Source organism: Thiogranum longum (assembly GCF_004339085.1).
In the GTDB taxonomy this organism is placed as follows: domain Bacteria; phylum Pseudomonadota; class Gammaproteobacteria; order DSM-19610; family DSM-19610; genus Thiogranum; species Thiogranum longum.
Window position 1 is genome coordinate 2,890,251 of the sequence record NZ_SMFX01000001.1, and the last position, 26,656, is coordinate 2,916,906.

Genomic DNA, 26,656 nt, shown 5'->3' on the forward strand with positions numbered 1-26,656 from the left:
TACACGCCCTATCAGCTATAATGGTCGTTTGACTTTTTGTCGCGACGATATCCGAGAGACGGGGAACAATTCAGGTGATAAACCAGGATCAACAATCACAGCTTAAGCTGTTAATTGCCAAGGGCAAGGAACAGGGCTTCCTGACGTATGCAGAAGTCAATGACCACCTGCCCAACGACATTGTCGATCCCGAGCAGATCGAGGACATCATCGGCATGATCAACGACATGGGCATCCAGGTGCATGAGACCGCACCGGACGCCGATGCCCTGATACTGTCCAGCGAAACCACTACCACTGACGAAGATGCCGTCGAGGAAGCCGCCGCCGCACTGGCCACGGTTGACAGTGAATTTGGTCGCACCACCGACCCTGTGCGCATGTACATGCGTGAAATGGGCACCGTCGAGCTGCTGACCCGCGAAGGCGAAATCGAGATTGCCAAGCGTATCGAAGACGGCCTTGCGCAGGTCTACTCCGCTCTGGCCAGTTACCCGGCATCGTCAGCCCTGTTGCTGACCGAATACAATCGCGTAACAGCCGGTGAAGCACGCCTCGCTGATCTGTTCAGTACTTTTGTTGACCCCAATGCCGTCGAAGAACCTATCCCGACACCTGCTTCGCGACAGGCTGAAGCCGAAAAGAAAGCGGATAGCGGTGACGAGGAAGAAGACGAAACACCCGTTGATACCGGACCCGACCCGGAAGAGACTCGCGCGTTCTTTGCCAAACTGAAAGACCTGCACGAAAATATCCAGGCAGGTCTGACCGGCAAGAGCAAGAACCAGGCAAAACTGAAAAAGCTGCGCGAACAGCTGGTCGATCACCTCATGCATATCAAGCTTTCTCCGCGCATGGTGGAAACGCTGACCCAGAACCTGCGCAGGACGGTGAGTCGCATCCGTTCGCACGAGCGCATTATCATGAACATCTGTGTGCATGACGCGCACATGCCGCGCCGTGACTTTATAACTTCGTTCCCGGATAACGAAACGGATCTCAAATGGCTGGATTCCCAGATCAAGGGCGGCCACAAGTACTCAACCGTGCTCGAACAGCACAAGGACGAGATCCTGCGCGCACAGAACAGACTGGTTGCGATTCAGAAAGAAGCCGGCCTGAACGTTAGTGAAATAAAGGATATCAATCGCCGCATGTCGATTGGCGAGGCCAAGGCACGTCGCGCCAAAAAGGAAATGGTGGAGGCCAACCTGCGCCTGGTCATTTCCATTGCCAAGAAATACACCAACCGCGGCCTGCAGTTCCTCGACCTGATCCAGGAAGGCAACATCGGCCTGATGAAGGCAGTCGACAAGTTCGAATACCGTCGCGGTTACAAGTTCTCAACCTATGCCACCTGGTGGATTCGCCAGGCCATCACGCGTTCGATAGCTGACCAGGCGCGCACCATTCGTATCCCGGTGCACATGATCGAGACCATCAACAAGCTGAACCGTATCTCCCGCCAGATGCTGCAGGAAATGGGCCGCGAGCCCACGCCGGAAGAACTGGCCGAACGCATGGACATGCCGGAAGACAAGGTTCGCAAGGTGCTCAAGATTGCCAAGGAACCGATCTCCATGGAAACCCCGATCGGTGATGATGAAGACTCACATCTTGGTGATTTCATCGAGGACTCCACGATCGACTCCCCGGTTGATTCTGCGTCCGGCGCCGGCCTGAAGGAAGCCACACAGGGCGTGCTGTCGGGACTGACGCCGCGTGAGGCGAAAGTGTTGCGTATGCGCTTCGGTATCGACATGAATACTGATCACACGCTGGAAGAAGTTGGCAAGCAGTTTGATGTTACCCGTGAACGCATCCGCCAGATCGAAGCCAAGGCATTGCGTAAACTGCGCCACCCGAGTCGTTCGGAACAACTGCGCAGCTTCCTGGAAATCGAGTAAGCTCCTGCGGGGCGTCACCACCCCGGGTGACGCCCCTTTTTTGCCCGCATACAGCCTTACTCCCGTCTCCCCTTTGGGGTATAAAACCTGATAGAATCCAGCCTGTTTTGGGCCTGTAGCTCAGTTGGTTAGAGCAGGGGACTCATCGAAATGGTGCGTTCGTACAGAAATGTGCGAAATGAACGGGATGAATTCAGGGAAACCTCATCAGTCAGGCTGGTGGCAACCCTGAGCCAAGCCGGGGGTACACCTTCGGAAGGTGCAGAGACTACCTGAGGACTGGAAGCCGCAAGGCTGCCGAAGCGTCCTTAATGACAGGCAAGAGCGTCCCGCACCCTAACAACCCGGTTGAGGGTGATGAGATAGTCCACTCCTGATGGAAATATCAGGGTACAGTGAATCCCTTGGTCCCAGGTTCGAGTCCTGGCGGGCCCACCAATTCATAGCCAAGACAAGTATCTTTGTGCATGCAGGCATAAGTTGGCCGTTTCGGCCAACTTATAGTTACAGGAAAGCTTAGTTGGTTCGGCTTGCATTTGCTGCACATCCTATTAGCTTATTTTTAACACGAAATGGAACCACGGGCGAATCCGGTCGAGCATAGGGAAGGAGTACAAAGGCTACCTGATAATGGCGCTCGCCTGGAATGTAATTGCGCAACCCCTGTTCTGGCTGACGGCCTTTAATAATCCTGAAGCCGGTGGCTGGAAGATGGTGCTGACAGGACTGTTCCCATTTATAGGCCTGCTTCTGGCGTGGGTTGCTGCCGTAAAATGGCTGCAGTGGAAACGTTTCGGGAAGGCCGAACTCACGATGGATCCGTTTCCTGCATCACCCGGTGGTGATGCTGGCGGTACGATTGAACTTCCCCTGAACTATCGTCCAGATGAAACCATGGATATTACAATTTGCTGCATTAAAGTCACAATACGTCACAGCAGTAAAGGAAACACTCGTCATGAAAGCGTGTTGTGGCGTGAGCGTGCAACTGTTTCACCGGACGCAGCCGTGGCCTGCGCTCCCGGTAATTGAGCTCGTGACTCACCCGTGGATCAATCTGTTCTGTGTTACTGGCCTCCAATGCCAGTCGTTACATCAATCTCGACCCTCGTCGCCCTGCTGCCTCTCTTTCGATATGCCGTTGGGGTAACGCCCATGTGGCGTCGGAACAGGCGCGAGAATTGCGAAGGATCATTCACACCAACGGAACAAGCAACATCCAGCACCGATGAATTCGTATTACGAAGTATCGTGGCTGCTGCCTCGACGCGAAGACGGACCAGGTAATCACGGAAAGTCATTCCCTGCTCACGCCTGAAGGTTCGGCTGAATTCGCAAGTCCCCATATGACAAATGTGCGCGACATCGGACAATACAACTTTTTCATGAAAATGTGCTGCCAGATAAGGGAGCACTTTACAGGTTTTGTCTTTAGGAGATGTTCCGCTATCGATACTGGGTTTTAGCGTACCTCTACCCGGCATAAATACATTACGTGGGCATTGGCTGTTGTTTCCATCAAGCACCGGCAACATAAGATTCAGCCTTCTGCCAATCTCCCCTCCACTGACTGGTTTTAACAAACAATCCCATACTCTTGAACGCAAGGCCCATATAACCAGTTCTGTGGAATGATTTTCGGTCAGCATCAGAATAGGCACCGAAGGGTGCAGCAGTTTTATTTTTTGCAGCAATGCAAGCTCGGATGGCCCCGGATAATCAAAATCGAAACAGATAATATCGGGCGATAGCTCTCCTACTGCATGCGGCAAAACTGTCATGTCATGTATACGGTGTACTCTGTAGTGTCCAGACAGACCCGATCGAAAACCGGAGCGTCTATCTTTATCCACAAAATCCAGCCAGAGAATAAGTGGAGAAAACATTTAGCGGTTCCTTGCACATTTACCGAAATTCAAACTTTCTTGATGCGGCGGACATTCTTGTCCACGTAATTATTCATTCTTTGTAGCAGATGCCAGAGTGATTGATAATATTCCCGGCCATCAAGCATTGCGCAAAAAAACTCTATCCACGCAAATAACACCTAGACCGGCCAATGGCCCTCCCGTATCTATTCCCCTGCGCTATATAAATATCAAAGGCGTAATCCCATCTGCGACTCGTAACATTACCTGCGTATTGCATGATGGATTTCAACAGCACAAGACCCTGATTTAACTTTTGGTCTATGGAAAAGGAATGGAGAAGACACACATGAACAAGAAACGCTACTTAATAGCAACACTACTCGCCAGCAGTATTGCTGCACTCTCGGTGGCCAGCACGAACGCCATCGCCGGGAAAGGGAAAAAGCCGCCGAAAGGCGGTGGGGGCACCATCACACTTATGCAACTTCAGGATGTGCACGGTCATATTGCGCCCCACTCGTCAATTCTGAAAGATGATGTCATGGATACCAATGCAGGCGGTGTAGCCAAACTGGCCACGCTCATCAAGCAGGTACGCGCGGACAATCCGAACAACCTGCTGCTTGCAGTTGGCGACACCACTCATGGCAGCGCTGAAATGCTGTTTACAATGGGCGACGCCATTATGCCCATGATAAACGCACTGGACATAGATGCCTTTCTTCCCGGCAACTGGGATTTCGGTTGGGGACCACGCGTATACCGTCAACGTTTCACCCCCAACACCAGCCTGCCACTGTCACCGAATAACCGTACCACTATTGCATGGCAATACCCGGCTGGTACCGGTTGCAATGTACCCGGCGGGCTGAATGCAACAACCTATGAAGATTGTCACGTCACCAAGGCAACTTTTCCGACGGTTGCCATCAATCTCTATAACTACAACGAAGTTGCAGGCGCGACAACTCCGGGAACACCACTGGGGCCGCGCGTTCATGCTCCCTACATCATCAAGGAGGTCGATGGCAAAAAAGTTGCCATTATAGGAATTACCAGTGACGTCGTGCCGCAGCAGGCCCAGGCCTTCAATACCGGTTTCCGTTTCACTATGGGATACAAGGAACTGCCACAGGATATTGCAGCAGCCAGGGCTGAAGGCGCTGACCTGATTGTCGTACTGTCAGAGCTGGGCCTTGCCAAGAACGTACAACTGGTCAAGGAGTTTCCGGAAATTAACGTAATGTTCAGCGGTCATACCCATGAGCGCACCCCGGAAGCTATTGTGATCAACCGCCCTGACGAGAATGGCGATAACTTCGGTATTGTTACCGAAGCCGGCGAAGATGAATTTCTTGGGCGCCTTGATGTAAAAGTCTCCGGCGGTCGCCTTACATCATGGGAATGGGATCTGATCGAGGCCAGCAGCTCCGTGGTGGAGGACCCGGCAATCAAAGCCATGGTCGACGAGCAACGCAAGACTTTTGTCTCCGGACCGGATTTCGAATGTCACACATTCGGCGTGAATGCGTTCCCGTTCGGCAAAGGACATACCTTGTGTGAACCACTGGATGCCATCGCAGGTTACACCGATCCGACTATCGAGCGGTTTGACGTCCTGGAGGAAGTTGCCAACAACGTTATGGTTGATGCTTTCGTAGACCTGGCGCGGGATGTAGACCCGAACCTGAACGCAGACAATTCCCTGTCCACCACCAACGGTTTCCGCTTCGATGTCACCATTCTGGGACGGGATGATGGCTTTTCAGGCGCTATCACCATCGGTGACCTCTATGCCTACTATCCGATCGGTGCTGCGGTTGCGCTTGCAGAGTTTACCGGGGGCCGTTTACTGGACCACTGGGAAGGCATCCTGAACAATGTGTTCGACCCCAACCCCTACCGTCAGCGAGGCGGCTGGTTCCTGGGTTTCCCTGCCAACATGCACTTCGACCTGGAGCTTAACGATGACTTTCCGCGCACTATCAGTGATGGAAAACGCATAGATCTTGCAACAATCAATGGCAAACGCCTTGACCGTAGCAAGACTTACACGTTGGCCTCCTGCTATCCACACGGCAACCCCATCGATGAGGTTTGCCGTACATCGGGTGCCACCAACGTACGCTTCATAAACGGAACACGGGAAACTACCGGACCTACCGATGTGTTTGGCAACCGCCAACTTGATGTAAACGGGTCTTATGCCATCGTAGCACCTGCCAATTCGGAAAATATATTTGACCCGGTACGCTTTAACAATGGCGTCAATCCCACCGGGCCGCTTTTCCTGAAAGTTGCACCGGATAATTTCGTCCATCCGGTGGATGCGCTTCGCCGTTATCTGGCTAACAACGACGTCACCACAGTGCAACATGGTCCGGGTCGTGTGAATGCGGTAACCGGTGTACCTGTATCCGAGTTCGGCGGGCCTGGCATTGTTCAACCGACCCAGGGTGCGGGACCTGCGTGGATGAAACGCGAGTTAGTGGTACCGAAGGAGTACTGAGCAGAACCGGAGTAAAATGATATTTGCCGAATGGAATCGGCGGCATAACGTGGCAGGCCATGCTTGCCACGTTTTTTTTACGCAAAAAATAGCGCTACCCCGTTACCGAAACGGGGTAGCGCTACATTATCCAGTCTCTAGTCGTCTGAAACCGTTGTCACTGTGGCCCCCGTATCGCCCCTTCCGAGCCAGGACGGTCCAGCACCAAACACCGGCTGCACCTCACCGAACGAGGAATCAGGAACACCATCGCAGTTCTGATCAACCGCTGGCGGGTTATCCGGGCAACCGTTGTAAGGAACCATAAAGGTATTCTTACGTGGCGGCCCATTGGCAGCTTCAGTTATAACATTGGTCTTCAGGTATTCGCGCAACACCTGTGCCGGAACCCAGAAATCATCGGGTGCAACCTGGAGCACTGCTGGCCTCCGTGTAGGGTCAACAATATTTGCGTTGTTCAATGGCTCACATAAGCCCACTACACTCGGCGTATTTACATCCGGGTTGAATGCACCGCAAGGGAATCGCATGTTTCTGCCACCCGATGTCCGGCATTGGCGATCCACACCTTCGCCGTTGGGATAGCAGCTGACCACAGTAATCGTTTCGCTGGGATCAACTTCACGACCGTTCAGCTCCATCGACAGAATCCTGCCACCCAATGTCTGCAGGGGCACAGACGTTGGTGCACTTTCCAGGTCCAGTACGAAACGCATATTGTCCGAGAAGCCCATCCACCAGCCGCCGCGGTGACGGAAAGGATGTGGATCAAAGACACCTTCCAGGAAGCCTTCGTACCTGCCACGCAGCAAACCACCGGTGAATTCGACCAGTGACACAGCGGGCGTAAACGGCATGAAGTTGTAGAGTTCTCCGACGGTAATGGTACCGTCAGAAACACCGCCACTGGCCAGCGGGGTTCCTGCACCGAAAACCGGGATATCGAAACGGAATCCGTTACTGATGGCAAATGAATCGTCGAAGCTGATCGACGCACCGGTGCTCATACCAAGCGCCAGTGTGGCATCGCCAATGAAGTTGTTCATGTAGTCGCCGATCACATCACGGCGCTCCAGTATAACTTCTGTATATCCGGCAATTTCATCCAGCGGAGTACACAGCGTGTGACCCTTACCAAACGGGAAACCACCTGGCCCGAAGGTATGACACTTGAAATCAGGTCCAGAGTAGAACTCCTTGACCGAGGCCTCCAGAAGGTTCTTGATGCCACCCGGGACATAGAAATCTGAGGTATCTTCGGGCACCTCGTCCGTTATTTCCATCAGTGTAAAGGCGAAGTCCTTGATCTTTCCGCCATCGATGATGGTCAGATCAAGACGGCCCAGATAGGAATCTTCACCGGACTCTACAATAATGGTTTGACCACCATCTTTCCTCGTCACCAGAATTGGATCAGGCAGCGCCTCATGGGTGTCGCCACTGAGCAGCACATCAATGTCGGGGATTTCCTGGGCAATCTGTACGTTATCGCTAAACCCGAGTTCCGTTGCCAGCACTATGATTTCAGCACCGGCTGCCCTCGCATCTGCGATGTCCTGCGGCAGCTCATTAAAGCCCTTGGTGAAACGAAAGCTCAGGTTAAACAACGGATTCTGCACAGGTAGACGGGTTGAGGTAATACCGACAAACCCTACCTTTACACCGTTGGCTTCCTTGATTACCCACGGCCTGAATACCCGGTTTTCCGGTGTCAGATTCGGTTTGCGTGCCGCACCCGTGCTTCGCTCATTAAAGTTGTAAACGTTGTTGGCCACTGTGTCGTAGTTAGCCGCAATCACCACGCACTCGCTGGGAGGCGCCGTTCCGTCACACGCCGGAATTGTCGAACTCAGCGTCGTCTGGTTATTACCCGACATCTGAATCGTGCCTTTCTGGGCGTCAACATAACGGTTCCGGGTTGTCCGGTTTCCATAGGCAAAGTCCCAGTTGCCCATTACAAAGCCGTCGATCCTTAATGCATTGAAGGCTGGCATGATGGCATTACCGAGCGTAAACAGCACCTCGGCTCCACCGTGCGTTGCATCACCAACCATAAACAGAAGGCTGTTGTCTTCACCGACGTCTTCTCTGATCTGCTTGATGCCGGTCGCCAGTCTGGCGACACCACCACTGTTTTCCCGGTCACCGGATTCAAGAAAGTCTTCATCGTGCGGGATAATATGACCATGCACGTCACTGAGGTGAATCAGCGTGATCGTGCGATCTGAACCCGGCTTGGGCTTGGGTGGTTTTTTCCCGGCAATTGCGGGAGAACTTCCTATGGCAAATGCCAGCAGTCCACCAAACAGGCCGGAATACAGCTTCCTTTGTGGTATTTTCATTTATATTTCCTCGTTGTCGATTACAGATAATGCCATCCCGCTTAATTACGTGTATGGCACCCCCTCCAGACCTGCTACGACCTGTTTGGTTAACAGGACATATGGATTACATGTTGGCAGGCCGGGTTTACCGCAACACTTACTTAACAAACCCTGCGACGACTCTTCTATGCGTTCCTTGCATACTGTAATTATTTTGCGCTGCACATAATTCGCACGCGAAGTGGAATATTTGACTCTGGCATTTCCTCTATAGCCTTTGACAGCTATCAATCCGATGTGTGTTGCTGGCTGAAACCCAATCCTTATAACGTTCCAACATGGAGGTTTACCTGATGAGATATTCAAGCAAGAACAATAAGCAAATTCTGTTACATATTGCGGTAGTCACATGCATGCTGGTATTCAGCACACCCGACAACACTTTCGCAGGCGAGAAACAAAAGTCCGGAAAGGGGAAGAAATTCGAAAACATTATTACTGCAATTGTCGCACCCCCGGTGGTCGGTAACGGTACGATTGCCGGTGAACCCACGGAAATTATTGCTGTACTTAACGCGCCGGGCGCTCTCGACAGTCAGGCGCTTAACCCCGTCAATTTTGGCCACCAGATACCTGCCGGTGGGCGCATGGAAGTCGAGATTGGCGGAACCTTCCAGCGTAATGGCGTAGATAACACTAAGGAATTTGTTCCGGTAAACAGCAACGCCTTCTTTGTCCTGGTAACCGGCTTACCCCAGATGCCTGTAACTGCGCCGGCCTGAGACGGTGTCCAGCATGGTAATTACAGCATCCTCGACAATGGCAACAAAATCATCACTGTGGTGCCCAATGGGGGTAACGGACCAAACGACCTTGAACAAGGTAAAGGTGATGTTGTCTTTCCGGCCACCCTGGGTCGTGTAATTGGCGTGACCAATGCCGGGCTTGCCACAGGCCAGCAAGGCAGCCCACTGACGAATACTGCGGAGCTTGTCGAATCAGTTACCTTCCAGCACGTAGCACCTGGGACTAGGTTGACCAATACTGTGCGCACCGGCTCTTTCTCTGAAGGCGCACCCTATGCTCCACGCTTCCTTATGTTTGAGGAACTGGAAGGGCAACCGGATTCCTTTATACCCTTTAAAGGTATTTCGCAGGTCGGATATACCATCGATACTCGTAAACCCTGGAAAGCTGAACTGGTTGTCGACTCCAATGGTAATGGTGTTGCTGACAGTGATGACGAGGAAATCGGCGATATCGAAATCAAGGGACCTTCAAAAAACTCCCGTGGCTCTCTACTGGAGAACACATCACTCACCACATCCGGGGATGGCATATCCGGACCGAATGGCAGCATGCTTAATGTTCCGGTAGCGATAGGCTCTGCGCCAGGCATCTATACTGTCACTGTCTCACTGGAAGATGATAATCGCGCTGTTACAATTCTAGTGGTGGAGTAATATTTTTGCTGTATACCAGGACCCGCTATACAGCGGGTCCTCTTCTGATTCTGTTTGCCGCATGCATGCAGTACGGTTATACAATTAATCCCTGTAGCCCATAAATCCCCTCCATGCTGGAAAGAAGCTCGTATATTCTGTAAATTACTGATTACAGAAACGTCAAAGCAGTTTTCACTGTGCTTGAGGTTAGCGAGCGCACACCTTTACCAGACCAACCGAGCGAGGCATGCCATGAGCAACGAAGACCCCAGGATCAGCGACGACCCGATGTATCGCCTGCTACGCGAAGGCGCAGTTGAGGAGTTCAATACGCGCCACGCCTCAGGAGAATCATGCGACTTGCGTGGCTGTGATTTCAGGACGCTGGACCTGCGTAAACTTGATGCCAATGGCCTTGACCTGCGTGATTCCTACTTCAGACAGACAGACCTGCGAGGCCTTGACCTGTCAAACGCCAATCTGGAAGGCGCCAGCATCAATGCTGCAAAAATATCCGGCGCTTATTTTCCGGCTGAACTGAGCGCTGAAGAACTGATGCTTTCACTGACACATGGAACACGCATGCGCTATCGCAAGGGCTAGTTTCGATCCAGCCATTCGACATAACTTGCATACCAGAAAATCGAGTCGGACAAACGGGACCTGACCTGATCCAGGTGTGTAGTTACCAGCTTCTGAACCGGTTTATTATTTTGAAGGCCCTCCATATCAAGCGACAGCCCTGCCACCAGTGCTGTCGCTGACGGCAGCGGATTGTCATCCAGTGCCAACTTGCCGTCCAGCATCGGGATCAGCGGCATATCACTTTCCAGCCAGCGGTTTTTCCGATAGAACCGTTTCCAGGCAATTTTAACAAGCTCGCTGGCGATTTCTGCATACTGCTCATCACCACTGACACTGACCCAGTCCTGCAGGCCTTTTGCTACCATTGCATAGTCCTGCACCGTACCGTCTGCCAGCACTTTTCCTGCATCCAGCGCACGCCCAAGCCGCTTGCCATCCCACAGTTTTGTTGCAAGGTAGCTTGCGAGCTGATCACCGGTCTCGCGATACGCCTCGCTGCCCCCCGCACCGACAGCATCGGCCAGCGCACTCAACGCCAGTCCATTCCATGCAGCCAGTCCCTTGTTATCTGCAGGCAAAGAACGTGCAGCGCGGGCCTTCAGCATCTTTTCACGTATTACTTCAAGGCGATGTTTTATGGCTCCCTCGGGCTGCCCGGTACGATGTGCTATTTCATCCATGGTCAATTGCCAGCGAGGCAACTTCCCCCATTCCGATTGGGCTGCTACAGCATCGAACCACGCTGTTTTTACCAGCGTTAATTCCTTATCCGTGAGAATCTTGCGAAGCGTTTCCTCGTCCCACAGGTAGTACGCACCTTCTCTACCCTGCGCATCAACTGCGGAAAAACTGCTGATAAAATGGTTATCACGCCACATCTCGCGCAACATAAAATCCAGAGTTTCAAACGCAGTAGCCCGGTAACGTGGCTCACTGAAAGCCGTCGCGGCCTGCAGATACAGAGAAGCCAGCTGGGCATTGTCATAGAGCATTTTTTCGTAATGCGGGGTTTGCCAGCCCGGGTCGACAACATAACGGAAAAACCCGCCGCCAATCAGATCGTGCATCCCCTGGCCGGCCATGTTATCGAGCGTTAATCGAAGGAACTCATCGAGATTTTTCCTGCCCTTTACCTGAACACGCACCTTCAACAGGGCTCTCATCTGCGGCGTCATGGGGAACTTGTTCTGTTCACCAAACCCACCGGACAACTCATCCATCAACTTGCCGGCCTGCTCAACAAACTTCGGAGCAACCGGGACTTCTGGACTGACCGGAACATCGGCTGGCTGCCGCATGCTGCGCCACTCATCAAGCGCATCCTGCGCCAGGCGTCGTAATTCATCCGGATCCGACTGCCAGCGATCCCTCAGTTGCGTCAACAGCGCAAGAAAACGATCTTTTGGCAAGTATGTTATTCCAACAACCGGGTAGCCTTCAGGGGTCAGGAATACATTTAACGGCCAACCGGCGCGCCCGCGCGTCAATTGCACGAACTCAATCAGGTGACTGTCGAGAGCCGGATTCAGTTCACGATCGACCTTGACCGGGATAAACCAGGTATTGAGGATTTTGGCCACTTCCGGGTCTCGATAGCTTTCACGCTGCATAACGTGACACCAGTGGCAGGAAAAATAGCCGCTGGAAATAAACAGGGGCCGGTTCAGCTTTTTTGCCAACTGAACGGCTTCCTCTCCCCAGCTCTGCCAGTGAACCGGGTCTTCTCCGTGCATGGCAAGATAGGGGGAGGGATGATCCTTGAGACGGTTGTCAAAATGAGGCCCGGCAGCAGCCATCAAAGATCCGGAAAAAATAACCAGCAAGAGACACAAAAACAATTTTTTCATGAGCGCCATCCTTGCAGGCAAACGTAAGTTCAGGCGTTGGTTGACTGTATTATTTTTCGTCGTTCTCGAAACGATCCATTTCCTTTTCAACTTCCTCATCATCCATTGGCGGCTCGTACTCTTCGTGTGAACGCTCCGGCCCTGGCTTGAATCGTTCTGACATGAATACGCCCACCTCGAACAATAACCACATGGGAACAGCCAGTAATGTTTGTGAAATGATATCCGGTGGCGTCAACAGCATCCCGAGAATGAAGGCTGCAACAATAATATAGGGCCGTTTTTCGCGAAGTGTTTTTGGTGTCACCACGCCACTCCACACCAGTAAAACGGTTGCGACCGGCACTTCAAAGGCCAGTCCGAAGGCAAAAAACAGGGTCAGGACAAAATCCAGGTAACGACTGATATCTGTCATCACCTCCACACCTTCAGGTGCCGCCTTGGTCAGAAACCCGAACACCAGGGGAAACACAACAAAGTACGCAAATGCCGCACCCAGGTAGAACAGCAACGTACTCGATACCATCAACGGCATCACACGCTGCTTTTCATGCTGGTACAGGCCCGGGGCGATAAAGGACCAGCCCTGGTAGAGGATATAGGGCATTGCGGCAAATAATGCGACAACCATGGCCAGCTTGAAGGGCGTAAAGAAGGGAGAGGCGACTTCTATCGCAATCAGTGAACTGTTTTCCGGCAGGTGCGCCGTCAACGGCCCGGCCAGTTGCGTGAACAGCCAGTTGGCAAAGGGCATGAGTCCGAGAAAAATGACGACCACGACCAGCACAACGCGCAACAAACGATCGCGCAGTTCTATAAGGTGAGCCACAAAGGGCAGCTCAGTCTCTTCCTCGGGTGGCGGGGGGTTATCCGTTTGTGTCATTCGACTTGTGCGTTACCGCAGCAGGTATCTCAGGTTCTGGAGGCACATCATCTTCACCCTGCGCTTCCAGTTGATCTTTCGTTTCCAGAATGGTTTGTTTGGTTTCTTCTATGATTTCGTACAGTGCTTCACTATTGGCCTGTTTAGCCAGTGCCTTCTTCAGTTCATCCGCGGCTATTTCGCGATCAATATCCGCTTTTACACCAGACACAAAACGCCGTGCCCGCCCGACCCAGTGTCCGGTGGTACGCGCCAGCCCCGGCAAGCGCTCCGGCCCAACGACCAGAAGCGCCACCACGCCGATTACTGCAAGTTCCCAGAAGCCAATATCGAACATACGCAGTCAAGACTGAATCAGGCTTTTTCCTGTTTCTTGGAAGTCACTTCGCCGTCAATCACACGATCTGCCTTCTGATCTTCAAGCTTTTCGCCACCGGCCGGCTCATCGTCTTCCTTCATGGCCTTGCGGAAGCCCTTGATGGCGCCACCCAGGTCACCACCTACGTTGCGCAGTCGCTTGGCGCCAAACAACACCAGCACAATCGCGAGAATGATCAACAGTTGCCAAATACTGATACCCATAATGTTCTCCTGGAACCCAATCAGGCCGGGACTGGCCTATTTCTGTTTTCTTGCTGCCTTCTCATCCAGACCCGACAGACCAAAGCGGCGCTCCAGCTCTTTCAGCACCTGATCGGGACCAAGCCCCTGGTGCGCCAGCAATACTAGGCTATGAAACCACAAATCCGCCATTTCATAAACCAACTGGTCGGCGTTACCGTCTTTTGCCGCAATGACGGTCTCGGTGGCTTCTTCACCGATTTTTTTCAGGATACTGTCAAGACCCTTGCTGTAAAGGCTTGCCACATAGGAAGAATCCGGCGCCGCCTGTTTACGCTTCTCCAGGATATCGGCCAGTTGGCGAAGAATTTCATCTGACATATCAGGATTTCCCGTAGATATCCGAGGGATCTTTCAATACCGGATCAACCGCTTTCCATTGTCCATTCTCTAGGCGCTGGTAAAAACAGCTGCGTCGCCCGGTATGACAGGCAATTCCACCCTTTTGTTCGATTTGCAGGTTGATCACATCATTATCGCAGTCCAGGCGAATTTCCTTTACCACCTGCTGGTGGCCGGATTCCTCGCCCTTGTGCCAGAGTTTCTTGCGCGAGCGTGACCAATACACGGCATGCCCGGTTTCTGCCGTCAGGCGTAGCGCCTCGGCATTCATCCACGCAAACATCAGCACCTTGCCATCCGCAGCATCCTGGGCGATGACCGGCACCAGCCCGTCCTCGGTCCACGCGATTGCATCCAGCCATTGTTCGGACATGCGATATTCTACCTGTATGAACTTGACGCAGCAGCGCCCGGATCCTTCCCTGTTTGCGCTAGAGGCGCATCTCGATACCACGCCGGACCATATACTGCTTGGCCTCGGTAATAGTGTATTCCCCGAAGTGAAAGATGCTTGCTGCCAATACAGCGTCGGCGTGCCCCTGCAATACACCTTCGGCAAGATGGTCCAGGTTCCCCACGCCACCGGAAGCAATGACAGGCACGTCGACGGCGTCACTGACAGCATGGGTAAGGGCGAGGTCAAAACCGTTTCTGGTGCCGTCACGATCCATACTGGTCAGCAAAATTTCTCCTGCGCCATAGCTGACCATACGCGACGCCCACTCAACCGCGTTGATGCCGGTCGGCTTGCGGCCACCGTGGGTAAAAATCTCCCAACGCGGCTCACCGGTCTGCGCATCATCCTCCACCCGCTTGGCATCGATCGCCACCACAATACACTGCGAACCAAACTGGTCAGCGGCCTGGCGCACAAAGTCAGGGTTGAATACAGCAGCCGTGTTAATGGCTATCTTGTCAGCGCCTGCATTGAGCATGCGGCGAATGTCTGCTGTCTCACGAATGCCACCGCCAACGGTCAGCGGTATAAAAACTTCGCCAGCCACCTTCTCGACCACGTGCACCATAGTATCGCGTTGTTCGTGGCTGGCGGTGATATCCAGGAAGGTAATTTCATCTGCACCTTCCTGATCGTAGCGTCGGGCGATCTCTACCGGGTCACCGGCATCACGGATATCAACAAACTGCACGCCCTTGACGACACGGCCGTTGTCCACGTCCAGGCAGGGAATAATGCGTTTTGCCAGTGCCACAATCAGTGCCCGGACTGCGTCACAGCGGCGCAGGAAGTAACACCTTTATTCAGCATAACCCTGCACTACCCGTCGACCAGCTTCTGCGCTTCAGCCAGGTCAACCGTACCTTCATACAGCGCCCGACCAATAATCGTACCCATAATGCCTTCATCTGCGACAGCCTGAATCGCCTTGATGTCATCGAGGTTACTGATGCCACCCGAAGCGATAACCGGGATACTGATTTCTGACGCCAGTTTCGCTGTCGCCTCGACATTAACCCCCTGCATCATGCCGTCACGACTGATATCGGTATACACAATGGCTTCCACGCCGTCACGTTCGAAATGTTGCGCCATGTCGATGACATCATGGTTGGAAAGTTTCGACCAGCCGTCGATGGCTACCTTGCCATTCTTTGCATCGAGGCCGACGATAATATGCCCGGGGAACTCCAGGCACAGATCATTAATAAAGTGTGGCGCACTGACGGCCTTGGTGCCGATAATGACGTATTGCACACCGGCGTCCAGGTATAATTGCACCGTGTCCTCGTCGCGAATGCCGCCGCCAACCTGAATTGGCACCTCGGGAAATGCCTCGGCAATGCGATGCACCACATCGGCATTGACTGGCTGACCGGCAAATGCACCGTTCAAATCAACCAGGTGCAAACGCTTCGCACCGGCATCAACCCAGCGCTTCGCCATGTCCAGCGGATCGTCCGCAAAAATTGTTTCATCTTCCATTCGACCCTGACGCAGACGTACGCACTTGCCATCCTTGAGGTCGATTGCCGGAATCAGCAACATGTTCCCACCCTCATATCATTGATAAACATCATACAAATCTAACTATCCCGCCCATCCCAGCGGCTGAAATTTCGTAGCAGCGTCAACCCGGCATGCTGACTCTTCTCCGGGTGGAACTGTACCGCAAACAGGTTTTCACGGGCCAGCGTACAGCAAAATTCACCACCATAATCCGCAACGCCTGCGCAGTCAGCGGACTCGGCAGGTATGGCATAGTAGCTGTGGACAAAATAGAAGCGGCTGTCCTGGTCAATATCCTGCCACAGCGGATGCGTCTGCTGGTGCACCTGGTTCCAGCCCATGTGTGGCACCTTGAGCTTTACGCCGTTGTCATTGAGCGAGTCGCTGAAACGTCGCACTTCGCCCTTGATCAGACCCAGGCAATCTATGCCGCCATTTTCTTCGCTGCGTTCCAGCATGGCCTGCATACCCAGGCAAATCCCCAGCAACGGCTTCCCGGAGGCCGCCACCTCACGGATCACCGGGTCAAGTCCGCGCCTCAGCAAAGATTCCATGCAGTGCCCGATTCCTCCAACACCGGGGAAAATGACCCGGTCAGCTGCCAGAATCTTCTCTGGCACGGAGGTGACGAGCACCCTGGTCTCTCCCGCGACATGCTCCACTGCCTTGGCAATGGAGTGCAGGTTACCCATTTCATAGTCAATGATAGCGATGCTGGACATGGCGGACAGATGCTTGCCGGCAGTGCGGCGGGATTTTCCCGGCTACAGGCTCCCTTTGGTGGAAGGCATTATACCCGCCATACGCGGGTCTGCCTCGGCCGCCATGCGTACGGCGCGCCCGAATGCCTTGAAGACCGTCTCGGCGATGTGGTGTGCATTGTCGCCACGCAGGCAATCAATGTGAACTGTTGCCTTGGCATGATTCACAAAGCCTTGAAAAAACTCATGAAAAAGATCCACGTCAAAATCACCGATACGGCCGCGCGCAAAATTGACGTGATAGTCCAGCCCCGGTCTACCGGAAAAATCAATGACCACGCGCGACAGGGCCTCGTCCAACGGTACGTACGCGTGCCCGTAACGACGAATCCCTTTTTTATCACCCAGGGCCTCATTAAAGGCCTGTCCCAGTGCAATTCCGATATCTTCCACAGTGTGGTGGGCATCGATGTGCAAATCCCCTTTTGCCTGTATGGCTATATCCAGCAGGCCGTGGCGGGAGATCTGGTCCAGCATGTGCTCCAGAAAGGGCACACCCGTATCAAATTCAGAATTGCCGGAGCCGTCCAGATCGAGCTTTACACCAATCTGTGTTTCCAGGGTATCGCGCTGAATCTGCGCTGTTCTCGCCGTCATGGTCAGGATTTCGTTACAGTTGATCGGATTGACCTGAATCCTATCTGAAATCGCACAGTTAGAGAACCATTCTTTACTCATATAATATAGTTGCCGACAGTGTGTCGTTTTGCACATAATGCGTACAAACCATCCAGCAGGTCGTGCCATGCCCACTCGAAAACAGGAAAAAGTCGTCTCCCTGAAAGAGATTACGGTTGCCTGCCAGGAATGCAGCCTGAATGAAATCTGCCTCCCTGTGGGTATTGATAAAAACGATATGGAGCAGCTGGATGCCATTATCGACCGCAAGCGGCCGCTGGCGCGTGGGGACCACCTGTTTAAAGTCGGTGATCGCTTTCGCGCGCTGTACGCCGTACGTTCCGGCTCACTGAAAACCTTCGCAACATCCGAGGATGGCCAGGAGCAGGTAATGGGTTTTCAACTACCCGGCGAACTGGTTGGACTGGACGCCATTGCCCACAACAATCACCCACTGACAGCCAGGGCCCTGGAAACCACCAGCGTCTGTGAAATCCCCTTTGATCAACTCGAAGCACTGAGCACTCAGCTACCCGACCTGCAACGCCAGATGTTACGCGTCATGAGTCAGGAAATTCATGATGACGAGCAAAGCATGCTGGCACTGGGCCAGCGCTCCGCTGAAGAAAGGCTTGCTGCCTTTCTCATCAGCCTGTCCAATCGCTACAGGCGACGCGGCTTTTCCTCCACCCAGTTCAACCTGACCATGTCACGCGGCGACATTGGAAACTACCTTGGACTGGCGCTGGAGACTGTCAGCCGATTGTTTACCCGCTTCCAGAACGAAGGCCTGCTGAAAGTCGAGCGCAGGCATATCGAACTTCTGGATCGTGATCGTCTGTGCCAGTTCTCATCTGCCAACTGCGACGCTGACAACCCTGTCTCCCGCACCTGATCCTCTCCCGCCACAGCCACGAAGTTAATGCTGTTTTGATCTGAATCAATGCCGCTCACCCGGCACTCACGCAAAGTACACCTCAACCCCGCATGTCTACAGAGGAGTACAACGATGGGTACCTTGAAGAACGCCATGATCGGTACAGTACTGGTCAGCAGTTTTGCTTCCATGCCACTCATGGCCTATGAAACCGGTGATTTTGTCGCCCGGGTCGGCTGGGCGCACCTGGCGCCGAATGATGATGCCGATGATTTTTCCGGACTCCCCGGCACCACTGTCAGTGTCGAGGATTCCGATACGCTCGGCGTCTCTTTCACTTACATGTTCACTGATAACCTTGGTGTAGGTCTGCTTGGTGTCTGGCCATTTACCGTCGATATCAAGGGTGACAAGGGTGCTCTGGCGGGTACAGGCAAGGTTGCCGACACCAAGGCATTACCTCCCACTGTCACGCTGCAGTATCACTTCAACTCCGGTTCCAACCTGCACCCTTACGTCGGCGCAGGCATCAACTACACTTATTTCTGGGATGAAAACACCAATGGCGCACTGAGTGGTACGCAGCTTGATCTCGATGACAGCTTCGGCCTTGCTGCTGAGGCCGGTCTGGATTACGACATCGGTAACGGCACCCTCATCAGCGCCCAGGTGTGGTATGCCAGGATTGGTACCACCGCGGATTCGTCTGCCGCCGGCAAGGCAGATGTTGATATCGATCCCTGGGTCTTCATGCTGGGTGTCGGCAAGAAGTTCTGAAGTAACAGCAGGCGTGGCGAAAACCGTCACGCCTGCTTTTGTCCAATCTTTCTCTCATAACAGGAAACGCCATGGACTCACAGACCACATACAACTACAAGGTTGTGCGCCAGTTTACCGTGATGACTATCGTATGGGGCATCGTCGGCATGCTGGTCGGCGTCTTTATCGCCGCCGAGCTGGTATGGCCGGAGTTAAGCTGGGATCTGCCCTGGTTAACCTTCAGCCGCCTGCGCCCACTGCATACCAATGCCGTCATTTTTGCTTTCGGTGGATCGGCGCTGTTTGCGACTTCATATTATGTCGTGCAGCGCACCTGCCAGACGCGGCTGTTCTCTGACAAGCTGGCAGCATTCACCTTCTGGGGGTGGACGCTGGTGATTGTTCTGGCTGCTATCACCCTGCCACTGGGTATCACCACCAGCAAGGAATACGCAGAACTGGAATGGCCCATTGATATTCTCATCACTGTGGTCTGGGTGTCATACGCCATCGTATTTTTCGGTACCATCATGAAACGCCGCGTCAAGCATATCTATGTGGCGAACTGGTTCTATGGTGCATTTATCCTGACCGTCGCAGTTCTGCACCTGGTCAACAGTGCCGAGATACCGGTAAGCCTGACCAAATCCTATTCGGTCTACCCGGGTGCCATCGACGCCATGGTGCAGTGGTGGTATGGACATAATGCTGTGGGTTTCTTCCTGACGGCCGGATTCCTCGGCATGATGTACTACTTCGTCCCCAAACAGGCGGGGCGCCCTGTGTATTCCTATCGCCTGTCGGTGGTACACTTCTGGGCCCTGATCTCAACGTATATGTGGGCCGGCCCGCATCATCTGCACTACACGGCATTGCCGGTATGGGCACAATCATTGGGCATGGTGTTCTCGCTGATTCTGCTCGCCCCTTCATGGGGTGGCATGATCAACGGCATTATGACGCTGTCGGGCGCCTGGCATAAACTTCGTGATGATCCGATCCTCAAGTTCCTGATCGTGTCGCTGTCCTTCTACGGAATGTCTACCTTCGAAGGCCCGATGATGTCGATCAAGACTATCAATGCACTGTCTCACTACACCGACTGGACTATCGGCCACGTGCATTCCGGTGCGCTGGGCTGGGTTGCCATGGTGTCGATCGGCTCGGTCTACTTCCTGATTCCAAAACTGTTCGGGCGTGAGCAGATGTACTCTATCAAGCTCATCGACTGGCACTTCTGGATGTCAACCATCGGCGTCGTGCTGTACATCGTCTCCATGTGGATCTCCGGCATTATGCAGGGCCTTATGTGGCGGGCTGTCAATGATGACGGCACGCTGACCTACAGCTTTGTCGAGTCACTGGAAGCCATGTACCCCTACTACTTCGTCCGCTTCCTGGGTGGTGCGCTGTTCTTCAGCGGCATGTTGGTGATGGCCTACAACGTTATCAGGACCACTTCCGGTGCCGAACCTGCCGATGCCCCGGTCCCACAGACGGCGTGAACGAGGAGAATTATCATGAGTCATGAAGTCGTCGAAAAAAATATCGGTCTGATGGCGGTACTGATCCTGCTGGTCATCAGTGTCGGCGGGCTGGTCGAAATTGTTCCGCTGTTTTTTGTGAAGAGCACAACGGAGCCTGTCGAAGGGTTAAAACCCTACACGGCACTGCAACTGGAAGGGCGTGACATCTATGTACGTGAAGGCTGTTACCTCTGCCATTCACAGATGATCCGGCCGTTCCGCGCCGAGACAGAACGCTATGGTCACTACTCGGTGGCGGGTGAGTTCGTATACGACCATCCATTCCAGTGGGGATCCAAACGCACAGGCCCGGATCTGGCACGTGTTGGCGGTCGTTACAGTGATGACTGGCACCGTGTACACCTGACAAATCCACGCGATGTCGTTCCGGAATCCAACATGCCGAGCTTCCCCTGGCTGGGGGAAACCGAACTGGATGGCAAGCTGATCAAAAAGAAAATGCGCGTCATGAATATGCTCATCAGCGCCACCTGCAATGGTTGCGATACCTACAGTGATGCGGAAATCGAACAGGCCCCGGAAACACTCAAGGGCAAAACCGAGCTGGATGCACTTATCGACTACCTGCAAGTGCTCGGCACCAGCATTTCATCACGGAGGTAAGCGTCATGGATCTCAATACATTGCGTGGCATCACCACGGCACTTGCACTGATCGCTTTCCTTGCCGTCTGTATCTGGGCCTGGAGCAAAAACCGCAAGAGTGCCTTCGACGAAGCGGCGAACCTGCCGTTCGCCGATGACAGTAATCTTGAACCAAAGGATGCAAGCCATGAATGAAGCAAACCTTGCACAGGATTTCGCCTTCACCAGTGAATTCTGGAGTGGCTGGATCATCGTTTTAACGCTGGGCAATATCTTTGCCTGCTGGTGGCTCATACGCTGGACCGCCAAACGGCGTGCCGGTGAGGCTGCCGAGGGTGATACCACCGGGCACACCTGGGATGAGACACTGGCCGAATACAACAACCCGATGCCGCGCTGGTGGTTGTGGATGTTCTATATCACCATGATCTTCGGACTGGGCTACCTGGTACTGTACCCGGGGCTCGGCAGCTTCCGCGGTGTGCTGAACTGGACCCACCAGAATGCCTACGCGAAAGAAATGGAAGCGGCAGATGCCAAGTTCGGGCCCTTGTTTGCCCAGTATGCCACCAAGCCGGTTGAGCAACTGGTTCTGGACCCCAGGGCATTGCGCATTGGTGAACGGCTGTTCGTCAACTATTGCGCCAGTTGCCATGGTTCAGATGCAGGTGGTGCCCCGGGCTTCCCGAATCTGCGCGATACTGACTGGTTGTACGGCGGCAACCCGGAAACGATTACCACTACCATCCTCGATGGTCGCAGCGGCGTTATGCCGGCCTGGAAAGCGGTACTGGGTGACCAGGGCATAAAAGAGGTCACTGCCTATGTTGTCAGTCTCAGTGGTCGTGATGCTGACACTTCGCTGGTAACTGCCGGGAAACAGCATTTCGCAACCTACTGCGCTGCCTGCCACGGCGCTGACGGCAAGGGCAACCCGGCACTGGGTGCGCCAAACCTGACCGACAAGACCTGGTTGTACGGTGCGTCGGCCGGTGTCATCGCCAAGACCATCGCCAATGGGAGAAACGGACACATGCCGGCACACCGCAACTTCCTTGGTGAAGACAAGGTGCATCTGCTGGCAACCTATGTGTACAGTCTGTCCAACGGGAAACGCTAGTCCATGACAGATGTCCAGGCACCACCCACGCAAACCTCGTCCAGCCCGGAGCCACAACCTGGCTCCGGAATGGACGAGATGTATGCCAGCCACAAGAAAGTCTACCCACGCGAAGTGCACGGCACATTTGCCCGCCTTCGCACCCTGGGCGTGGTGGTTTTGCTTGGCCTGTTCTATGGTACTGCCTGGTTGACCTGGGATGGCCACCAGGCTGTCCTGTTTGATCTTCCGGCACGTAAATTTTATATCTTTGGCCTGACATTCTGGCCACAGGATTTCTTTTACTTTGCCTGGCTTCTGGTCATTGCCGCACTTTCACTGTTCTTCTTTACCGCCCTGGCAGGACGACTGTGGTGTGGCTACGCCTGCCCGCAAACCGTCTGGACCGAGGTGTTTCTATGGATAGAACGCAAGGTGGAAGGCAGCCGTAACCAGCAGATCAAGCTCGATAAAAGTGATCTGACACCGGTTAAATTCCGTACCAAGGCACTCAAACACTTTATATGGATCAGTTTCGCATTGTTCACGGGCTTTACCTTTGTCGGCTATTTCACACCCATCCGTGATCTGACTGTTGAATCGATGAACTTCAACCTGGGACCCTGGGAGACCTTCTGGGTGTTCTTTTACGGTTTTGCCACCTACGGGAATGCCGGCTGGTTGCGTGAGCAGGTGTGCATTTACATGTGCCCTTATGCGCGCTTCCAGAGCGCCATGTTCGACAAGGACACGCTGGTCATCTCCTACGATGAACGCCGCGGTGAGCCACGCGGCTCACGTAAACGCAATGTCGATCCTGCCAGTGCCGGACTGGGTGACTGCGTCGATTGCACGCTGTGTGTGCAGGTTTGCCCGACGGGGATCGATATCCGCGATGGCCTTCAATACCAGTGTATTGGCTGCGCCGCCTGCATCGATGCCTGTGACGATGTCATGGACAAGATGGGCTATGCGCGCGGCCTGATACGTTATACAACAGAAAATGCCATGGCAGGACTGAAGACCCACCTGCTACGTCCCCGTATCATCTTGTACTCCATTGTGCTGGCGGCACTAAGCATCGGACTGGTGTACGCCATCAGCCAGCGTATGCCGCTGGAACTGGATATCATCCGCGATCGTAACAGCCTGTACCGGGAAACTCCGGATGGACTGGTGGAGAATGTCTACACACTGAAACTCATCAACATGGACGAGCAAGCTCACACCTTCAAACTCTCCACATCCGGACTTGAAGGCATGAGCCTTGCCATGGAGTCACCACTTGTCGAGGTACCTGCCGGCGTGGTGCGTAACCTGCCGGTTTCGGTCAGAATCGACCCGGTGGTACTTGATCGCACAGCCAATACCATTGAGTTTACGCTTCAGGCAGTCGATGATCCTGCACTGACACGCACTGAAACAGCACGTTTTCTTGGCCCCGTTATAAGGTAACCGCCATGCAGAAAACTACCGTATATGAATCTTCACCGTGGTACAGAAAGGCCTGGCCCGGCCTGCTGTTCATCCCGCCGGTCGGTGCCGTGCTGGGCGGCATATTGACCATTGTGCTGGCCGTTCAAAGCCCTCACGCCCTGGTTGTTGACGACTATTACAAGGAAGGACTCGCCATCAACCAGCACAAGCACCGCCTCGAAATGGCCAGGGACGCACAGCTTGATGCCTTGCTGCGCAGTGATGGCAGCCAGATTACCCTGTCACTACGCGGCAAAAAAATAGTCGATGATGGCGCTTTGGTCCTCCAGTTTATTCATGCAACACGTGCTGAGCTGGACAGAAGCGTTAAGCTGGAAACTCTTGGAGAAGGCCACTATGCCGCTCCTTCACCTGACTTGCCGACAGGCGTGTGGTATCTCCGACTGAGACCCGCAGACAATCGCTGGGAAATACGCGCCCGTATAAAAGGTGGCAGACAGTTTCAGGCACGCCTGAGTTCAGACGAACTCTGAACAACTACCGATGCGTGATAGCGCCCGATCTTTCACCGCTCAAACAGAGATGGAGGAACACATGTCAGATACACCCCTCATACAGCGAATCATCGCCGTATTCTGGCCATCTTTCCTGACCTCCGGCATTGCTACCGGGGCTTTCTTTACACTTTTTGATCCACAGGACCTGGTGCATATAGCCGGCCTGCCCGAGATCAGTCGCATGGGCGTCTACACGATCGGTTTCTTTCTGTTCTGGTTGCTGACAGCCGGCACCTGCGCACTGACCTGTTATTTCCAGAAGCCCTGCCATACTGACAACAACCGGGTCACACGGGCCTGACCTGTAACCAGAAAGTAACAGGCCCTGTGTTAACCAGCCCTACCTGCATGTCTGCGCCAAATTGGCCGGTTTCCACGACCGGGTGCCTGAGCCTTGCCTGCGCTACAAAGTACTCAAACCATTTTATGGCTTCTTCGGGTGATGCGGCCTGGCTGAAGCCAGGACGACGGCCACGCGATGTGTCTGCTGCGAGGGTAAATTGCGGAACCAGCAACAAACCACCGCCCACCTCCCCCACACCGAGGTTCATCCGGCCTTGCGCGTCGCAGAATACCCGGTAACCGAGCAAGCGCTCCAGCAAGCGGTCAGCCTGTTGCCCACTATCGCCACGCTCGACACCGATTAAAACCATCAGGCCGGTATCAATCTCGCCAATCCGTTCGCCCTTCACATCGACCCATGCCTCACTGACACGCTGCAGGAGGGCGATCATGCCAGTTGGCCTGCAAAATGATCTGTCGCCTCCAGTAACGCCCCTGCAACGGCCGGCTCGCCTGCAGAGTGCCCACTCGCCGGTATTATCTGCACATCTGCCTCAGGCCAGGCGTGGTGCAGCTCAATAGCCTGATCTACCGGGCACACCACATCATAGCGGCCATGGATAATCCGTCCGGGGATATTTTTGAGTTGCGCAGCGTCACTGATGATCTGGTCAGGGCGTATAAATGCCCCGTTGATAAAGTAGTGACACTCGATGCGCGCCATACTCAGCGCGATATAACTGTCGGCAAAATGCCGCACAAGCGCGGGCTTATGCTGGAGTGTCGACGTCGTTCCCTCCCAAACCGACCAGGCCCGCGCTGCGGCAAGGCGCCTTACTTCATCATCGCCCGTAAGCAATTCGTGATACGCCTGCACCAGGTTGTCTCGCCGTGATGGCGGGACAGGTGCAATAAAATCCTGCCACGCATCCGGAAACAATCGTGATGCCCCTTGCTGGTAAAACCAGTCAATATCCTGTTTACGGCACAGGAAAATGCCCCGCAGCACCAGCGCAAGCACCCGTTCAGGGCAGGCCTGCGCATACAGTAAACTTAGCGTGGAACCCCAGGAACCACCAAAAAGCATCCAGCGCTCGATGCCCAGGTGCTCACGAAGTTGCTCCATGTCTCCTGTCAGGGCCTGCGTTGTATTATTTTCAAGACTGGCGTGCGGGGTTGACCGTCCGCAACCCCGCTGATCAAACAGAACAATACGGTATCGATCGGGATCAAAAAACTGCCTGTGCCAGGGTTCGCAACCGCCGCCAGGGCCTCCGTGCACAAACAAAACGGGAATGCCGGCCGGGTTCCCGCATTCCTCGACATACAGCGTGTGTGGCGCCTCGACCTGCAGCGTATGGCGTACATAAGGTTCGACAGGGGGATAGAGTGTTCGCATGCTTTTATTCTGACATAAAAAAAGGCGTGCAAAGCACGCCTTTTCATGATGACGCGACAGCCTAGATAAACAGGCAGACGTCGGCATCCTTGGCGACAGGCAGGAAGTAGGTCGCACCGACATAGTCGGTCACTTCCGGGATAAACTCGCTCTGGTCAAATCCGAATACATCCACCGTCATCTGGCACGCAACCATCTTCACATCAGCTTCGACACACAGGTCACGCAACTCTTCAACTGTTGCTACTCCCTTGTTCTTGAATGTTTTCTTCATCAGTCCGGTGGCGACCTTTTCGAACCCGGGAACACCGGCCATCAGCAGGTTGGGCATCGGCCAGTCGAAGTCCTGGAACCACTTGGGACCGAACGGCATTTTCATCGGCATGGCCGGGTTGCCCAGCGGGCTGACCATGGCGTCACTCAGGTCTTTTTTGAG

Annotated in this window: 30 protein-coding genes; 15 read left to right on the top strand and 15 right to left on the bottom strand. The window is 53.9% G+C overall.

What is annotated here, in order from left to right; translation table 11 throughout:
- Positions 1-74: 74 nt before the first annotated feature.
- A complete protein-coding gene (rpoD, locus tag DFR30_RS14060; protein ID WP_132974289.1) occupies positions 75-1,907 on the top strand; it encodes an RNA polymerase sigma factor RpoD in 1,833 nt (610 codons plus the stop codon).
- Between the two features lie 630 nt (positions 1,908-2,537).
- The gene (locus DFR30_RS14065; protein ID WP_132974290.1) at positions 2,538-2,939 is read left to right on the top strand and encodes a hypothetical protein; all 402 of its coding nucleotides are present in this window, start codon (positions 2,538-2,540) and stop codon (positions 2,937-2,939) included.
- A gap of 35 nt (positions 2,940-2,974) precedes the next feature.
- On the opposite strand, the gene DFR30_RS14070 is transcribed toward DFR30_RS14065, so the two are convergent.
- A complete protein-coding gene (locus tag DFR30_RS14070; protein ID WP_132974291.1) occupies positions 2,975-3,793 on the bottom strand; it encodes a helix-turn-helix domain-containing protein in 819 nt (272 codons plus the stop codon).
- 316 nt (positions 3,794-4,109) lie between these two features.
- On the opposite strand from DFR30_RS14070, the gene DFR30_RS14075 reads away from it, so the two are divergent.
- Positions 4,110-6,287 carry a bifunctional metallophosphatase/5'-nucleotidase gene (locus tag DFR30_RS14075; RefSeq protein ID WP_132974292.1) on the top strand — a complete coding sequence of 726 codons (2,178 nt, stop codon included), beginning with the start codon at positions 4,110-4,112 and terminating at the stop codon, positions 6,285-6,287.
- A gap of 137 nt (positions 6,288-6,424) precedes the next feature.
- Here DFR30_RS14075 and DFR30_RS14080 read toward each other — a convergent pair whose 3' ends face one another.
- The gene (locus tag DFR30_RS14080) at positions 6,425-8,629 is read right to left on the bottom strand and encodes a bifunctional metallophosphatase/5'-nucleotidase (protein WP_132974293.1); all 2,205 of its coding nucleotides are present in this window, start codon (positions 8,627-8,629) and stop codon (positions 6,425-6,427) included.
- 395 nt (positions 8,630-9,024) lie between these two features.
- On the opposite strand from DFR30_RS14080, the gene DFR30_RS14085 reads away from it, so the two are divergent.
- The 3 genes from DFR30_RS14085 (at position 9,025) to DFR30_RS14095 (ending at position 10,659) form a co-directional block, all read left to right on the top strand.
- On the top strand, positions 9,025-9,393 hold the full coding sequence (locus DFR30_RS14085) for a hypothetical protein (protein WP_132974294.1): 369 nt from the start codon (positions 9,025-9,027) through the stop codon (positions 9,391-9,393).
- 60 nt (positions 9,394-9,453) lie between these two features.
- Positions 9,454-10,074, top strand: coding sequence for a hypothetical protein (locus DFR30_RS14090; RefSeq protein WP_132974295.1), 621 nt, complete (start codon positions 9,454-9,456; stop codon positions 10,072-10,074).
- A gap of 234 nt (positions 10,075-10,308) precedes the next feature.
- Entirely contained in the window at positions 10,309-10,659 is a 351-nt protein-coding gene (locus DFR30_RS14095) for a pentapeptide repeat-containing protein (protein ID WP_207891914.1), read from the top strand.
- On the opposite strand, the gene DFR30_RS14100 is transcribed toward DFR30_RS14095, so the two are convergent.
- From DFR30_RS14100 to hisB, 10 genes are all read right to left on the bottom strand, one after another.
- Positions 10,656-12,488 (bottom strand): thioredoxin domain-containing protein, encoded by a 1,833-nt coding sequence (locus tag DFR30_RS14100; protein ID WP_165869225.1) that lies wholly within the window; start codon positions 12,486-12,488, stop codon positions 10,656-10,658. The two genes, DFR30_RS14095 and DFR30_RS14100, sit on opposite strands and share 4 nt — an antisense overlap.
- Before the next feature lie 49 nt (positions 12,489-12,537).
- Positions 12,538-13,371: a twin-arginine translocase subunit TatC gene (gene tatC, locus DFR30_RS14105; RefSeq protein ID WP_132974297.1), complete on the bottom strand. Its 834-nt coding sequence runs from the start codon at positions 13,369-13,371 to the stop codon at positions 12,538-12,540.
- Positions 13,355-13,708, bottom strand: a complete 354-nt coding sequence (gene tatB / locus DFR30_RS14110; RefSeq protein ID WP_132974298.1) for a Sec-independent protein translocase protein TatB — start codon at positions 13,706-13,708, stop codon at positions 13,355-13,357. Before tatB ends, tatC begins: the two co-directional genes overlap by 17 nt.
- A gap of 17 nt (positions 13,709-13,725) precedes the next feature.
- On the bottom strand, positions 13,726-13,953 hold the full coding sequence (gene tatA / locus DFR30_RS14115) for a twin-arginine translocase TatA/TatE family subunit (RefSeq protein WP_132974299.1): 228 nt from the start codon (positions 13,951-13,953) through the stop codon (positions 13,726-13,728).
- A gap of 36 nt (positions 13,954-13,989) precedes the next feature.
- Positions 13,990-14,313 (bottom strand): phosphoribosyl-ATP diphosphatase, encoded by a 324-nt coding sequence (locus DFR30_RS14120; RefSeq protein ID WP_132974300.1) that lies wholly within the window; start codon positions 14,311-14,313, stop codon positions 13,990-13,992.
- 1 nt (position 14,314) lies between these two features.
- A complete protein-coding gene (hisI, locus tag DFR30_RS14125; protein WP_132974301.1) occupies positions 14,315-14,707 on the bottom strand; it encodes a phosphoribosyl-AMP cyclohydrolase in 393 nt (130 codons plus the stop codon).
- 58 nt (positions 14,708-14,765) lie between these two features.
- Complete coding sequence (gene hisF, locus DFR30_RS14130) at positions 14,766-15,545, bottom strand: imidazole glycerol phosphate synthase subunit HisF (RefSeq protein WP_132974302.1); 780 nt, start codon at positions 15,543-15,545, stop codon at positions 14,766-14,768.
- Positions 15,546-15,610: 65 nt separating this feature from the next.
- Positions 15,611-16,339 carry a 1-(5-phosphoribosyl)-5-[(5-phosphoribosylamino)methylideneamino]imidazole-4-carboxamide isomerase gene (gene hisA, locus DFR30_RS14135; protein WP_132974303.1) on the bottom strand — a complete coding sequence of 243 codons (729 nt, stop codon included), beginning with the start codon at positions 16,337-16,339 and terminating at the stop codon, positions 15,611-15,613.
- A 38-nt stretch (positions 16,340-16,377) separates the two neighbouring features.
- Positions 16,378-17,022, bottom strand: a complete 645-nt coding sequence (gene hisH / locus DFR30_RS14140) for an imidazole glycerol phosphate synthase subunit HisH (protein WP_132974304.1) — start codon at positions 17,020-17,022, stop codon at positions 16,378-16,380.
- 42 nt (positions 17,023-17,064) lie between these two features.
- Positions 17,065-17,658 (bottom strand): imidazoleglycerol-phosphate dehydratase HisB, encoded by a 594-nt coding sequence (gene hisB / locus DFR30_RS14145; RefSeq protein WP_132974496.1) that lies wholly within the window; start codon positions 17,656-17,658, stop codon positions 17,065-17,067.
- A 148-nt stretch (positions 17,659-17,806) separates the two neighbouring features.
- On the opposite strand from hisB, the gene fnr reads away from it, so the two are divergent.
- The 9 genes from fnr (at position 17,807) to DFR30_RS14190 (ending at position 24,840) form a co-directional block, all read left to right on the top strand.
- Positions 17,807-18,574 carry a fumarate/nitrate reduction transcriptional regulator Fnr gene (fnr, locus tag DFR30_RS14150; RefSeq protein ID WP_132974305.1) on the top strand — a complete coding sequence of 256 codons (768 nt, stop codon included), beginning with the start codon at positions 17,807-17,809 and terminating at the stop codon, positions 18,572-18,574.
- 114 nt (positions 18,575-18,688) lie between these two features.
- The gene (locus tag DFR30_RS14155; RefSeq protein ID WP_243640744.1) at positions 18,689-19,333 is read left to right on the top strand and encodes an OmpW/AlkL family protein; all 645 of its coding nucleotides are present in this window, start codon (positions 18,689-18,691) and stop codon (positions 19,331-19,333) included.
- A 71-nt stretch (positions 19,334-19,404) separates the two neighbouring features.
- Positions 19,405-20,820 (top strand): cytochrome-c oxidase, cbb3-type subunit I, encoded by a 1,416-nt coding sequence (ccoN, locus tag DFR30_RS14160; RefSeq protein WP_132974306.1) that lies wholly within the window; start codon positions 19,405-19,407, stop codon positions 20,818-20,820.
- Positions 20,821-20,835: 15 nt separating this feature from the next.
- A complete protein-coding gene (gene ccoO, locus DFR30_RS14165; RefSeq protein WP_132974307.1) occupies positions 20,836-21,465 on the top strand; it encodes a cytochrome-c oxidase, cbb3-type subunit II in 630 nt (209 codons plus the stop codon).
- A 5-nt stretch (positions 21,466-21,470) separates the two neighbouring features.
- Entirely contained in the window at positions 21,471-21,641 is a 171-nt protein-coding gene (locus tag DFR30_RS14170) for a cbb3-type cytochrome oxidase subunit 3 (RefSeq protein ID WP_132974308.1), read from the top strand.
- Entirely contained in the window at positions 21,634-22,566 is a 933-nt protein-coding gene (ccoP, locus tag DFR30_RS14175; protein WP_132974309.1) for a cytochrome-c oxidase, cbb3-type subunit III, read from the top strand. The genes DFR30_RS14170 and ccoP overlap by 8 nt, the downstream gene beginning before the upstream one ends.
- A 3-nt stretch (positions 22,567-22,569) precedes the next feature.
- The gene (gene ccoG / locus DFR30_RS14180) at positions 22,570-24,000 is read left to right on the top strand and encodes a cytochrome c oxidase accessory protein CcoG (protein WP_341539299.1); all 1,431 of its coding nucleotides are present in this window, start codon (positions 22,570-22,572) and stop codon (positions 23,998-24,000) included.
- Between the two features lie 5 nt (positions 24,001-24,005).
- Positions 24,006-24,515, top strand: a complete 510-nt coding sequence (locus DFR30_RS14185; protein ID WP_132974310.1) for a FixH family protein — start codon at positions 24,006-24,008, stop codon at positions 24,513-24,515.
- A gap of 61 nt (positions 24,516-24,576) precedes the next feature.
- Positions 24,577-24,840, top strand: a complete 264-nt coding sequence (locus DFR30_RS14190; RefSeq protein WP_132974311.1) for a hypothetical protein — start codon at positions 24,577-24,579, stop codon at positions 24,838-24,840.
- On the opposite strand, the gene dtd is transcribed toward DFR30_RS14190, so the two are convergent.
- The 3 genes from dtd to DFR30_RS14205 form a co-directional block, all read right to left on the bottom strand.
- On the bottom strand, positions 24,827-25,273 hold the full coding sequence (dtd, locus tag DFR30_RS14195) for a D-aminoacyl-tRNA deacylase (protein ID WP_132974312.1): 447 nt from the start codon (positions 25,271-25,273) through the stop codon (positions 24,827-24,829). The two genes, DFR30_RS14190 and dtd, sit on opposite strands and share 14 nt — an antisense overlap.
- Positions 25,270-26,220, bottom strand: coding sequence for a prolyl aminopeptidase (gene pip, locus DFR30_RS14200; protein WP_132974313.1), 951 nt, complete (start codon positions 26,218-26,220; stop codon positions 25,270-25,272). The genes dtd and pip overlap by 4 nt, the downstream gene beginning before the upstream one ends.
- A gap of 61 nt (positions 26,221-26,281) precedes the next feature.
- Positions 26,282-26,656: DsrE/DsrF/DrsH-like family protein (locus DFR30_RS14205; RefSeq protein ID WP_207891915.1), on the bottom strand; the 375-nt coding region annotated here is incomplete at its 5' end.